Source organism: Streptomyces sp. NPDC038280 (genome assembly GCF_055600045.1).
In genome coordinates this window covers 134,026-146,699 of the sequence record NZ_JBVJYZ010000008.1, presented here as the reverse complement: position 1 = coordinate 146,699, position 12,674 = coordinate 134,026, and the positions used below count along the sequence as shown (strand labels likewise).

General features: G+C 71.7%; 10 protein-coding genes. 5 read left to right on the top strand and 5 right to left on the bottom strand.

Annotation, left to right across the window (positions count from 1 at the left end; all coding sequences use genetic code 11):
• Positions 1 to 15: 15 nt before the first annotated feature.
• Both ACZ7J0_RS18530 and ACZ7J0_RS18525 read left to right on the top strand, forming a co-directional pair.
• Positions 16 to 672, top strand: a complete 657-nt coding sequence (locus tag ACZ7J0_RS18530; protein ID WP_470888578.1) for an MBL fold metallo-hydrolase — start codon at positions 16 to 18, stop codon at positions 670 to 672.
• A 138-nt stretch (positions 673 to 810) separates the two neighbouring features.
• Positions 811 to 2,094 (top strand): MFS transporter, encoded by a 1,284-nt coding sequence (locus ACZ7J0_RS18525; protein WP_470888576.1) that lies wholly within the window; start codon positions 811 to 813, stop codon positions 2,092 to 2,094.
• An 82-nt stretch (positions 2,095 to 2,176) separates the two neighbouring features.
• Here the strand turns inward: ACZ7J0_RS18525 and ACZ7J0_RS18520 are convergent, their stop codons facing one another.
• The 5 genes from ACZ7J0_RS18520 to ACZ7J0_RS18500 all read right to left on the bottom strand — a co-directional run bounded on the left by ACZ7J0_RS18520 (position 2,177) and on the right by ACZ7J0_RS18500 (position 9,288).
• The gene (locus tag ACZ7J0_RS18520; RefSeq protein WP_470888861.1) at positions 2,177 to 3,166 is read right to left on the bottom strand and encodes a TerC/Alx family metal homeostasis membrane protein; all 990 of its coding nucleotides are present in this window, start codon (positions 3,164 to 3,166) and stop codon (positions 2,177 to 2,179) included.
• A 216-nt stretch (positions 3,167 to 3,382) separates the two neighbouring features.
• On the bottom strand, positions 3,383 to 5,356 hold the full coding sequence (locus ACZ7J0_RS18515; protein ID WP_470888575.1) for a TerD family protein: 1,974 nt from the start codon (positions 5,354 to 5,356) through the stop codon (positions 3,383 to 3,385).
• 89 nt (positions 5,357 to 5,445) lie between these two features.
• Positions 5,446 to 6,024 (bottom strand): TerD family protein, encoded by a 579-nt coding sequence (locus ACZ7J0_RS18510; RefSeq protein WP_468711160.1) that lies wholly within the window; start codon positions 6,022 to 6,024, stop codon positions 5,446 to 5,448.
• Positions 6,025 to 6,164: 140 nt separating this feature from the next.
• The gene (gene uvrB, locus ACZ7J0_RS18505) at positions 6,165 to 8,294 is read right to left on the bottom strand and encodes an excinuclease ABC subunit UvrB (protein ID WP_470888573.1); all 2,130 of its coding nucleotides are present in this window, start codon (positions 8,292 to 8,294) and stop codon (positions 6,165 to 6,167) included.
• 91 nt (positions 8,295 to 8,385) lie between these two features.
• On the bottom strand, positions 8,386 to 9,288 hold the full coding sequence (locus tag ACZ7J0_RS18500; protein ID WP_470888571.1) for an MHYT domain-containing protein: 903 nt from the start codon (positions 9,286 to 9,288) through the stop codon (positions 8,386 to 8,388).
• 292 nt (positions 9,289 to 9,580) lie between these two features.
• On the opposite strand from ACZ7J0_RS18500, the gene ACZ7J0_RS18495 reads away from it, so the two are divergent.
• The 3 genes from ACZ7J0_RS18495 to ACZ7J0_RS18485 all read left to right on the top strand — a co-directional run bounded on the left by ACZ7J0_RS18495 (position 9,581) and on the right by ACZ7J0_RS18485 (position 12,654).
• Positions 9,581 to 10,501 (top strand): glycerophosphodiester phosphodiesterase, encoded by a 921-nt coding sequence (locus tag ACZ7J0_RS18495; protein WP_470888859.1) that lies wholly within the window; start codon positions 9,581 to 9,583, stop codon positions 10,499 to 10,501.
• Positions 10,502 to 10,559: 58 nt separating this feature from the next.
• A complete protein-coding gene (locus ACZ7J0_RS18490; protein WP_470888570.1) occupies positions 10,560 to 11,090 on the top strand; it encodes a methylated-DNA--[protein]-cysteine S-methyltransferase in 531 nt (176 codons plus the stop codon).
• Between the two features lie 232 nt (positions 11,091 to 11,322).
• Positions 11,323 to 12,654 carry an MFS transporter gene (locus ACZ7J0_RS18485; RefSeq protein ID WP_470888568.1) on the top strand — a complete coding sequence of 444 codons (1,332 nt, stop codon included), beginning with the start codon at positions 11,323 to 11,325 and terminating at the stop codon, positions 12,652 to 12,654.
• Positions 12,655 to 12,674: the final 20 nt, after the last annotated feature.

Below are 12,674 nucleotides of genomic sequence, written 5' to 3'. Positions count from 1 at the left end.
GAGTACGCTGCCCCCATGACATACAGCGGTGCGGTGAGGGTCGGCGGGCCGGCGGACGTGCACGAGCTGGCCGATCTGATGATCTCGAAGGTCGCCGTCGGCCCGATGGACAACAACTCCTATCTGCTGCGCTGCCGGGCCACCGGCGAACAGCTGCTGATCGACGCGGCCAACGAGGCGCAGACGCTGCTCCGGCTGATCGGTGACGACGGCATCGCGTCCGTCGTCACCACCCACCGCCACGGTGACCACTGGCAGGCGCTGGCGGAGGTCGTGGCGGCGACCGGGGCGCGGACCCATGCCGGGGAGTACGACGCCGAGGGCATCCCCGTCCCCACCGACGTCCTGGTGTCCGACGGCGACACGATCCGGGTCGGCCGGGTCGAGCTCACCGCACGGCATCTGGTGGGGCACACGCCCGGCTCGATCGCGCTGGTCTACGACGACCCGCACGGCCACCCCCATGTCTTCACCGGTGACTGCCTCTTCCCCGGCGGGGTCGGCAACACCTGGAAGGACCCCGAAGCGTTCGCCAGCCTGATCCACGACGTGGAGACCAAGCTGTTCGAGGTGCTTCCGGACGAGACATGGGTGTACCCGGGCCACGGCAAGGACACGACGCTCGGTGACGAGCGGCCGAAGCTGCCGGAGTGGCACGCACGGGGCTGGTGACCCCGGGGCGCGGCCGGTGGGGGCGTGCGCTTCCGTACGCCCCCGTAACCGCTGGGCCGCACGGGTAGTTGGCGCGACATGCCCAACAGTCACACTCCGTGTCCATCCCCGTCCTCGTCCCCGTCCTCCTCCCCGTCCATGAGGCGACTGGCTGCCGCCTCGCTCGCCGGGACCGCCGTCGAGTTCTACGACTTCTTCGTGTACGGCACCGCCGCGGCCCTCGTTCTGGGGCCGCTGTTCTTTCCGACGTTCTCGCCGGTCGCCGGGACGCTGGCGGCCTTCGGCACGTTCGCCGTCGGTTTCGTCGCGCGTCCGCTCGGTTCCGCCCTCTTCGGGCACATCGGTGACCGCCACGGGCGACGCCCCGTCATGTTCGCCTCGCTGCTGCTGACCGGTGTCGCCACGGTCGCGGTGGGCTTTGTCCCCTCGTACGCGACGCTGGGCGTCGGCGCGCCCGTGCTGCTCCTGGTGCTGCGGTTCCTGCAGGGCCTCGGCCTCGGCGGCGAGTGGGGCGGCGCCGTCCTGCTCACCGCCGAGCACGCCCCGGAGCGGCGGCGGGCGCTGTGGGCGAGCTTTCCGCAGATCGGTCCCCCGGTCGGGTTTCTGCTCGCGAACGGGGTGATGCTGGCGCTGTCGGCGGGGCTGACGGACGCCCAGTTCCGTGAGTGGGGCTGGCGGGTCCCGTTCTGGGCGGCCGGGCTGCTGGCCGCGGGCGGGCTGCTGCTCCGGTCGTCGCTGAAGGAGACGCCGCAGTTCACGGAGCTGGCCGCGTCGGGCGGCCGGGCGAGCGCGCCGCTGGCGGAGGTGGCGCGCGGCCACTGGCGGCTGGTGCTGCTGACGGCCGGGGCGCTCGCGGTCGGCTACGCGGTGTTCTACGCGGTGTCGACGTGGGCGCTGGCGTACGGCACCGAGCAGTTGGGGGTGAGCCGCACGGTGATGCTGGTCTGCGTCATGGCAGCGGTGGCGATCAAGGGCGCGGTGACGCCGTTCGTCGCGATGCTGGGCGACCGCTACGGGCGCCGGCCCTTGTGTCTGACGGGGTGTGCGGCGTCGGCGCTGTGGATGTTCCCGATGGTGGCGCTGCTGCACACCGCCGAGCCGGTGCTGATGTTCCTCGGCTTCCTCGGCTCGATGCTCGCGTTCATCACCATGTTCTCGGTGGTGGGGGCGTACGTGCCGGAGCTGTACGAGCCGAGGGTGCGCTGCACCGGGGCGGCCGTCGGCTACAACCTGGCGGGCGTCCTGGGCGGTGCGCTGACCCCGATCGTGGCGACGGCGGCCTCGGGCGGCAGCGGGCCGCCGTGGGGGGTGGCTGCCTATCTGACGGTCGTGGCGCTGCTGAGCCTCGGGTGTTTCGCGCTGCTGCCGGAGACCCGGCCGGTACGGGTCGAGGCCGAGCCCCGGGAGGCCGCGCCGGTGTGAGGCGGGCGGTGAAGGCCCCGGGGCCGGTGCGGGCGGTGGTGTGCCGCCCGCACCGGCCCCGGTGCGTTGTGTGTCGTGCCGGTCAGGCGTCGACGGACGCCTTGGTGGCCTCCTCGGCGGCTTCGCGCTCCGCCTGCCTCTTGGAGGCGATGAGGCTCGTGATCGTCGTGATGACCAGGACGCCGCAGATGACGGCGAGCGAGAAGGGGATGGAGATCTCCGGGACGTGCACCCCCGACTCGTGCAGGGCGTGCAGGACCAGCTTCACTCCGATGAAGCCGAGGATCACCGACAGGCCGTAGCTGAGGTGGACCAGCTTCTTCAGCAGACCACCGATGAGGAAGTACAGCTGGCGCAGACCCATCAGGGCGAAGGCGTTGGCGGTGAAGACGATGTACGGGTCCTGCGTGAGGCCGAAGATCGCCGGGATGGAGTCCAGGGCGAACAGCACGTCCGTGGTGCCGATCGCGAGCATGACGACCATCAGCGGCGTCAGCACCCGCTTGCCGTTGACCTGGAGGAAGAGCTTGGTGCCGTGGTACTTGTCGGCGACGCCGAACTTCTTCTCGATGGACTTGAGGAGACGGTTCTCCTCGAACTCCTCCTCGCCCTCGTCGCTGCGCGCCTCCTGGATGAGCTTCCAGGCGGTGAAGATGAGGAACGCGCCGAAGATGTAGAAGACCCAGGCGAAGCTGGCGATGATCGCGGCGCCGGCGGCGATGAAGACGGCGCGCAGGACGAGTGCGATCAGCACACCGATCAGCAGCACCCGCTGCTGGAGGTGGGACGGCACCGAGAACTTCGCCATGATCAGGACGAAGACGAAGAGGTTGTCGACACTGAGCGACTTCTCGGTGATGAAGCCGGCGAAGAACTCGCCGGACGCCTGGCTGTCGCCGAAGAACAGCAGGCCCAGGCCGAAGAGGGCGGCGAGGACGATCCAGACGACCGTCCAGGTACCGGCTTCCTTGATCGACACGTCATGGGGCTTGCGCCCGATGAGGAAGTCGATCGCTATCAGGGCGGACAGACCAAGAATGGTCAGCACCCACAGGGTCATTGAAACGTCCACTGCGCCTCCGGCGTCGTACGGCTCGTGATCAGCGTCGTCGCTGCCGGAGGTCTCTTCCACCCGGGATCCGGGCCGGCGCCCCGGGATCAGACCGATGTCGTCTGTCCGTATTGACGGGAACGCCGCAGTCGGGAGTACTCCCCTCCGCACCAAGCACATTACCGGAAGAACCAAGAAACGGTAAAGACGAGGGTAAAGAGAGCTCAAATGACCAGGTCAGCGGCCCCATACCCGACGGGCCTCGGCGACCTGGGCCAGAACCTGGCGGAGGACCTCACTGCCCGGCGGGGGGACCGCCGGCTCGTACGTCCAGGCGTGCCCCACCCAGGGGTCGGCGAGGTGGTCGTCGGGGACGGGGGTGATGCGCAGCAGGGAGCGCCAGAGCGGGTCGAGGACCGGGCCGTATGCGGAGGCGTCCTCCCGGTCGGCGACCATCATCAGATGGACGCCGACGGCGGGGCCCTCGTCGGCGAGATAGCGGAGCTGGGTGACGCACCGGTCGTCGAAGCCGTGCGGGAAGTCGTTGACGATCAGCAGCTGCTCGGCGGTGTCCAGGCCGGGCGGCAGCGAGTCGGCGGCTCCCGCGCGGATCGCCATCTGCACCAGATCGACCCGCTCGGTCAGCTTGGCCAGCACCGCCGCGACGCCCGCCGCGCCGGAGGCCGGAGGGCCGTCCAGCACACCGGTGTCGGTGAGGGGAGCGAGCGAGGCGGCGGCGGAACCGGCCGGGTCGATGACATGGACGGTGAACTCGCCGGCCGGGTAGACCGCGAGCAGCCGGGCGGCATGGGAGACGGCCGTGTCCATGGCGAGCCGGCGCAGCTGGGCCTCGTCCATGAAGGCGGCCGCCTCCGAGTGGCCGCGTCCGCTGTCGACCCACAGCCCGCGCTCCAGCGGGAGCCGTACGAGCATCGGGATTCGCAGGTCCGGGCACTCGGGGAGGTGGAGATCGCCGAGACGCAGCGCCATCGGGATCTCCATGGGAACGCGGTAGGCGTGCCAGACCGGGTTGTCCCAGCGGGCGTACGGGGCCGGGAGCGCGGGCTCGACGACCTCGGCCTCGGCGGCCAGCTGCGCGAGATCGCGGTCCAGCGCCTCGCGGGCGCGCTCGGTGAGCTCGTCGTGCTTGGCGCGGGCCGCGGAGCGGGCCTCGTCCCCACTGGTGCCGATGCGGCTGCGCGGATCGGACAGGACGCGGTCGAGCTCCTGGTCCATCCGGGATTCGGCGAAGTCGAGGGCGCTGCGGTACGCGGCCGTGGTGCGGGCCAGGTCCTCGAACATGCCCCAGACCTGGTTGTAGAGCCGCTCGTCCATGGACCAGCCGGTGGCGTCGCCCGCGACCGGCACGGGCGGCTGCCCGGGGGGCGCGGGCGGCACGGTGGGCGGCGGCGTCGGAGGCGCGGCGGCCTGGCGGCGCGGGTGCGCGTAGTCGACGGGGCCGCCTGGTGCCGAGGCGGGCTGGGGGACGTCCGCGGGGACCGTGGCGGCGTCGGCGGGCTGCGTGGGCAGGGGCTGGGTGTGCTGCCCGGTCGTGCCACCCGGCCGTCCGCCCTGGTGGTCGGAGCCCGCGACCGGCGCGGAGTGGCGGACCCGGTCCGCCTCCGGGACGCGGGGAGGGGGCGCCGAGACCGAGCGCGCCATCCCCCGGGCGACCGCCTCCAGGATGCTCGTCGCGATCTCGGCGGACCGCTCCACGCCCTGGTCCTGGAGCATCGCGGCGAGCCCGCCGTCGTACCCCTGGCCGACCGCGCGGACCTTCCAGGCGCCCTGACGGCGGTACAGCTCCATGGCGACGACGGCGGACTCGGCGGTCAGGCCGGTGATCGTGTACGTGGCGACCTCGTCGCCGTCGAGACCGGTGACCGCCACGAAGGGCGCGGCGACGTCGCCGAAGCGGACCGGGCCGCCGACACCCACGGGCAGGGCGAGCAGGACGGTCACCCGGTGGACGCCCCCGGGCAGCGCGCCGAGGTCCAGGGCGAGCCGGTGGTCGGCGGCGGCCTGCTGGGAGACCTCGATCCCGGGCAGCGCCGGTGAGCCGGGGTGGGCGATCCATTCGGGGCCGACCACCGTGCCGTCCTCGTCGCCGAGGGTGGCACCGGCGACCACCGGATGGCCCGCCGAGACCCGGATCTCCAGTCGGGTGTGCGGCAGGGGGTGGTTCTGCCCCCGGACCAGCTCGGCCGTCATCGCCTCTGTCCCCCTCGTTCGTTCGGTCGAGCAGCGCAGCTCCCGACGGCCTGCCGCCTCCGGGAGCTGCGTGTACGGCGTGGGCCGTCCTACAGGTGCGGCAGGATCGCCGGCATCAGGTCCTGGAAGGTGCGCCCGTTGGCCGGGTTGCCCAGGGCCGTCATCTTCCAGCCGGCTCCGTCGCGGTGCACCTTCGCCATGATCTGCGCGGTGTACTGGCCGCCGCCGTCCAGGGTGTAGCGCGCGAGCTCCTGGCCGTTGGTCTCGTCGACGATGCGGCAGAAGGCGTTCTGCACCTCCTGGAACGTCTGGCCGGTGAAGGAGTTCACCGTGAAGACGATCTGGTCGATGTGGACCGGGACCCGGGGCAGGTCGACGAGGATCGCCTCGTCGTCGCCGCCCTGGCCCGCGCCGCCCACCAGGTTGTCCCCGGTGTGGCGCACCGAGCCGTCATCACTGACGAGGTGGCGGAAGAAGACCACGTCCACCGGCTGCTTGTCGGCGAACAGCACCGCTGACGCGTCCAGGTCGATCTCCCGGGTGCGGGAGCCGAACAGGCCGCGGCGCGGGGCCGCCTGCCAGCCGAGACCCATCCGTACCGCGGTAAGGGTGCCTCCGCCCCGCTTCTCCAGGCTGATGGCCTGACCCTTGGTCATATTGACCGTCACGCGCTGTCCCCTCTCGTTGCGATCCCCCGCGGGCGTGTCTCCGCATGCGGTTGGCAGCACCCTACGCAGGGCCACTGACACCGCAGCAGGTACCGTCCGTTTTTGTGTCGGTCTTGCAACACAGCACCGGCTTCACGGCGTCAGGCGAGCCCCGCCTCCCTCATCTGGCGCAGCTCTTTCTTCAGCTCGCCGACCTCGTCGCGCAGCCGCGCGGCGACCTCGAACTGCAGCTCGGCGGCCGCGGCACGCATCCGGTCGGTCATCTCCTCGATGATTCCGGCCAGTTCGGCGGCGGGGCGGTCGCTGACGATCTCGCCCTTGCTCGCGGCCCTGCCGCGCTTGGTGGCGTGCGCGCCCAGCGACGGCACGGGGGCCTTGGCTCCCTTGCCGTCCTTCGTCTGGCGGTAGCCGGTGCCGAGGAGCTCCTCGGTGTCGATCTCCTCGCGGGCGATGGTCGCCACGATGTCGTTGATCTTCTTGCGGAGCGGCTGCGGGTCGATGCCGTTGGCCGTGTTGTACGCGATCTGCTTCTCCCGGCGGCGGTTGGTCTCGTCGATGGCCTTCTCCATCGCCGGGGTGACCGTGTCCGCGTACATGTGGACCTGGCCCGAGACATTGCGCGCCGCGCGGCCGATGGTCTGGATCAGGGAGGTGCCGGAGCGCAGGAAGCCCTGCTTGTCGGCGTCGAGGATGGCGACCAGGGACACCTCGGGCAGGTCGAGGCCCTCGCGGAGCAGGTTGATGCCGACGAGGACGTCGTACTCTCCGGAGCGCAGTTCGCGCAGCAGCTCGATGCGGCGCAGGGTGTCGACGTCGCTGTGCAGGTAACGGACCTGGATGCCCAGTTCGAGGAAGTAGTCCGTGAGGTCCTCGGACATCTTCTTGGTGAGCGTGGTGACCAGGACCCGCTCGTCCTTCTCGGTGCGCAGCCGGATCTCGTGCACGAGATCGTCGATCTGGCCCTCGGTGGGCTTGACGACGACCTGGGGGTCCACGAGACCGGTGGGCCGGATGATCTGCTCGACGAAACCGTCGCCCCGGGAGAGTTCGTACTGTCCGGGGGTGGCGGAGAGATAGACCGTCTGGCCGATCCGCTGCTGGAACTCCTCCCACTTCAGCGGCCTGTTGTCGAGGGCGGACGGCAGGCGGAAGCCGTGGTCGACGAGGGTCCGCTTGCGGGAGGCGTCGCCCTCGTACATCGCGCCGATCTGCGGGACGGTGACGTGCGACTCGTCGATGACGAGGAGGAAGTCCTCGGGGAAGTAGTCGAGGAGCGTGTTGGGGGCGGAGCCGGGCGCGCGGTCGTCGAAGTGCATCGAATAGTTCTCGATGCCGGAGCAGGAGCCGATCTGCCGCATCATCTCGATGTCGTAGGTGGTGCGCATGCGCAGCCGCTGGGACTCCAGGAGCTTGCCCTGCTTGTCGAGCTCGGCGAGGCGCTCCTCCAGCTCGCGCTCGATGCCGTTGACCGCCTTCTCCATGCGCTCGGGGCCGGCGACGTAGTGGCTGGCGGGGAAGACGTACAGCTCGCGGTCCTCGCTGATCACCTCGCCGGTGAGCGGGTGGAGCGTGGACAGCGCCTCGATCTCGTCGCCGAACATCTCGATCCGGACAGCCAGCTCCTCGTAGACCGGGAAGATCTCGATGGTGTCACCCCGGACCCGGAAGGTGCCGCGCGCGAACGCCACGTCGTTGCGGGTGTACTGGATGTCGACGAAGCGGCGCAGCAGCTGGTCGCGGTCGATCTCCTCGCCGACCTTGAGGGGGACCATCCGGTCCACGTACTCCTGCGGCGTGCCGAGGCCGTAGATGCAGGAGACGGAGGCGACCACGACGACGTCCCGGCGGGTCAGCAGGGAGTTGGTCGCCGAGTGGCGCAGCCGCTCGACCTCCTCGTTGATCGAGGAGTCCTTCTCGATGTAGGTGTCCGACTGAGGGACGTACGCCTCGGGCTGGTAGTAGTCGTAGTACGAGACGAAGTACTCGACGGCGTTGTTCGGCAGGAGCTCACGGAACTCGTTGGCCAGCTGGGCGGCCAGCGTCTTGTTCGGCGCCATCACCAGGGTGGGGCGCTGGAGCTTCTCGATCATCCAGGCGGTGGTCGCCGACTTGCCGGTGCCGGTGGCGCCGAGCAGGACGACGTCCTTCTCACCCGCGCGGATGCGTCGCTCCAGGTCGGCGATGGCCGCCGGCTGGTCGCCGCTGGGCTGGTAGGGGCTGACGACCTCGAAAGGCGCCACCGTGCGTTCGATCTTGGAAACGGGCCGCATGCAACCACCGTACGACCCCCCACTGACAGTCGGGCGGCGATCGCCCGTCCGGGCGTCCCCTCCGGGCCGCGCGGCACCCCGGAGGCGTCCGTCAGTGGTCGCGCGGGCGATGGTCGGCGCGGCGTGAGGCGCGGCCGCGGACAGGGCCCCCGGAGCGGCCGGCGGAGCGGGACGCCGACCAGTTGGCGGGCTCTCCGTACGCCTGGGGCCGGCGCTGCGCGGGGACCCCGGGGCGGAGGTCCGCGCGCGGGGAATTGCGCCGGTCCCCCGTCACCAACAGCGGATCGACCATCACGACCACGGCGGCGACCAGCAGGAAGACCGCGGGGCCGACCAGCATCGGGGCGATGAGCCCGGCGGCGGTGTCGCCGCTGCCGCCGGGGGCGGCGCCGTGCAGGTGGACGCTGACCGCGGCCATGGCCGTGTAGTGCATGCCGCTGACCGCGAGGCCCATCACCAGGCTGGCGCCCAGACTCGCCAGGAAGCCGTGGACGGAGACGGCGGCCCAGAGCGCCGAGGTGGCCGCGACGACGGCGATGACCACGGACATGGCGACGGTGAGGGTGTCGTACTCGACCTGCCCCTGAAGCCGCATTCCAGCCATGCCCAGATAGTGCATGGTGGCGATCCCCAGACCCGTGATGGTGCCGCCGGTGACCAGGGCCAGCGGGGTCGCGCCCCGGTAGCCGACGATGAAGATGCCGATGCCGACCATGACGATCGCGACGCCGAGGCTGGCGAAGGTGATCGGCCGGTCGTAGGTGAGGGGCGCCTCCTCGACGGTGAAGCCCATCATGGCGATGAAGTGCATCGTCCAGATGCCGCTGCCGATGGACGTGGCGCCCAGCGCCAGCCAGCCGGGTTTGAAGGAGCCGTGGGTCCGGAGGGACCTGATGGTGCAGCGCAGGCCGAGCGCACCGCCGAGACAGGCCATGAGGTAGGCGGCCACGGGGGTCACCAGGCCGTAGCTGAATCCGTCCACCGTGCCCTGCATGGCCTCACGTCCTCGCCGCCCTGTTTCCCCTGTCGTCCCCCGGCGAGATTATGGCGCGTGGGCTCCCCAGCCAACGCGTGCGGGTCGTTTTGTCGACAGGGATACTGCGCCCTGAGGCTCTCCGGGCCGCCGCCGTTCCCGTCGTGGCCATCCTCTGTCCGTCACGTGTTGGTCACGTACTGCCACTCTCGGAGCAATCCGGGACCACACGACGCGAGGAGTTCCCGTGTCCCTGCGCCCCACCGTCGTCCGCTCCCCCGACGCCCACTCCTCCTCACTGCTCCGCCTCCCCCTGGTCCGCCCCGCCCTCCGTTCCGCCGCCGTCGCGGCCGCCGCGCTCCTGGGCGCCGCGTCGCTGTTCGCGCCCGGCGGGGTTTCCCCCACCCCCGCCGCTTCCAGCTCCACCTCCCCCGGCGCCGGTTCCGGGACCGCCGCGTACGACGGGCTGCTCGTCCTCGCCCACCGGGGCGCCTCGGCGTACGCACCCGAGAACACGCTCGCGGCGATCGACCTGGCCGCCGAGATGGGTTTCGCCTGGGTGGAGAACGATGTGCAGCGCACCAAGGACGGGACCCTGGTCGTCATCCACGACGACAGCCTGGCGAGGACCACCGATGTGGAGCAACGCTTCCCCGGACGTTCGCCGTGGAAGGTCAGGGACTTCACCGCCGCGGAGATCGCCACGCTCGACGCGGGCGGCTGGCTGGGCGAGAAGTGGGCGGGGGCACGGGTGCCGACGCTCGCGCGGTACCTGGACCAGGTCGAGCGCAACGACCAGAGTCTTCTCCTGGAGATCAAGAAGCCCGAGCTGTATCCGGGGATCGAACGGGACACGCTGCGCGTCCTCGGCGAGCGGGGCTGGCTGGACCGGCCGCACGTCAGGTACCGGCTGGTGATCCAGAGCTTCGGCGCGAACAGCGTCAAGGCGGTGCACGCGCAGCGGCCCGACATCACGACCGGGTTCCTCGGGACGCCCCCGGTCGGCGAGCTGCCCGCCTACGCGCGGTTCACCGACCAGATCAACCCCTCGCACACCACGATCGGCGGCGACTACGTGGCGGCCGTCCACCGGCTCAAGGGGGCGCACGGTCTGCCGCTGCGGGTCAGCACGTGGACGGTCAACGACGCGGAGGGCGCGCGGCGGGTGGCCGACTACGGCGTGGACGGGATCATCACCAACAACCCCGACGTGGTGCGGGACGCCCTCGGCTGAGGCCCCCGGCCGGGCGGGCAGGGGAGTGCTGTCAGTGCCCGGTCGTACGGTGGTCCGCATGAAGAGCATCGAGTGGGCCACCCTCGGCACGGACATCGGGCCGCTGCTCCTCGCCGCGACGGACGAGGGTCTGGTGAGCGTGGTCTTCCACGCCCGCCCCACGGTCCGGGACAAGGCACTCGGGAGGTTGTCGGCGCAGCTGGGCGGCGAGCTCGTCGAGAACCCGGCGGGCCGCGCGGCCGAGCCCATACGCCAGATCGAGGCCTACTTCGCGGGGGAACTGCGGGACTTCGAGCTGCCGCTCGACTGGTCCCTGACGACCGGCTTCAACCGGCAGGTGCTGCGCGAGCTGGCGACGGGCGTGCCGTACGGCACGGTCGTGGGGTACGGCGAGCTGGCCGAGCGGGTGGGCCAGCCCCGGGCGGCGCAGGCCGTGGGAGCGGCGATGGGAGCCAATCCGCTGCCGGTCGTGGTGCCGTGCCACCGCGTGGTGGAGAGCGACGGGGGGCTCGGGGGCTTCGGCGGCGGGCTGGAGACGAAACGGCAGTTGCTGGCCCTGGAAGGGGTGCTGCCGCAGCCGCTGTTCTAGGCGCGGCCCGAACCGGTGGATCCGGGTCGGTGCTTCGGGGACGCCGCGCCGCAGCCGCCGCCAGGTCACGGTCCAGGGCGCACGCGCACCCGCCCCCGCAGGCGCCCCCGCGACCACGACGCGCCCATGTCCACCGCACACCGCACCCGCGGGCGGCCTCCCGTACCTGAAGTGGTTCGGGCCGCGGGTGGAGGGCATTCCGTGCCCGCGTAAGGACTGACACACTGCCTCGGTGACTACGCACCCTGACGCTCCCGATTCCTCCGCACCGATACCGACGGCCAAGGCCGGGGCGCCGTCCGTCACGGCGGAGGAGCTGCCCGCCCTCCGGCGGCGCATCACGGCCGTGCTCGTCGCCAGTCAGATCCTCGGCGGGCTGGGAGTGGCCACCGGAATCGCTCTCGCCACCGTCCTGGCGCAGGAGATCAGCGGGACAGAGGCGCTGTCGGGGCTCGCGCCGACCGCCACGGTCGCCGGGACGGCGCTGCTGTCCATGCCGCTGGCCGCGCTGATGACGGCCCGGGGTCGGCGGCCGGGGTTGGTGCTCGCCTATCTGGTGGGCGCGCTCGGGGCCGTGGTGGTGGTCCTGGGAGCGGTCCTCGGCAATTTCCCGCTGCTGCTGGTCGGCATGGCCGGGTTCGGTGCCGGCTCGTCCGCGAACCTGCAGGCGCGGTTCGCGGCGGCGGACCTCGCGGAGCCGGAGCGACGCGCCCGGGCGATCTCGACCGTGGTGTGGGCCACCACGATCGGCGCGGTCCTCGGTCCGAACATCGCGGGGCCGGCGGGCCGTTCGGTCGCGGGGTTCGGCATCCCGCCGGCCGCCGGGCCGTTCCTCTGGGCGGCCGGGGTGTTCCTCGTGTCCGCCGTCATGGTGTCCGTACTCCTGCGACCGGACCCCCTGCTCACCGCGCGTTCTCTGGCCGGCCCCGCCGACGACGGCTCCACGGCCGGGCGCTCGCTGCGGGCCGGCATGCGTGCCGTACGGGAGTCGCCGCGCGCCCGGCTCGCCCTGGTCACCGTGGCCGTGTCGCACACGGCGATGGTGTCGATCATGTCGATGACCCCGGTCGCGCTCAGCCACCACGGGGCCGGCATCCAGCTGATCGGCCTGGTGATCAGTGGTCATATCGCCGGCATGTACGCGTTCTCGCCTGTGATGGGCTGGCTGTCGGACCGGCTCGGCCGACCGGCGGTCATCGGTCTCGCGGTGGGACTGCTGTCCTGCGCCGCGTTGCTCGCCGGCACGGCGGGCGCGGGGCACGGCCAGACCGCCGTGGGCCTCTTCCTCCTCGGCCTCGGCTGGTCGGCGGGGCTGGTCTCCGGCTCGGCGCTGCTCACGGACTCGGTGCCAGGGGCCGCCCGGGCCGCCGTACAAGGCCTCTCCGACCTCATCAGCAACACGGCGGCGGGCCTCGGCGGCGCGGCGGCCGGGCTGATCGTCGCCCGCGCGAGCTACGGCTGGCTGAACGTGGTCGCGGCGGCGCTCCTGCTGCCGCTGTCGGCCCTCGCGCTGCGCGCGGTGCTGCGCCGGGGTGCGACGGGCCCCGGAACGCCCGGCCAATAGCCCGGGAGCGAGCGCGACCC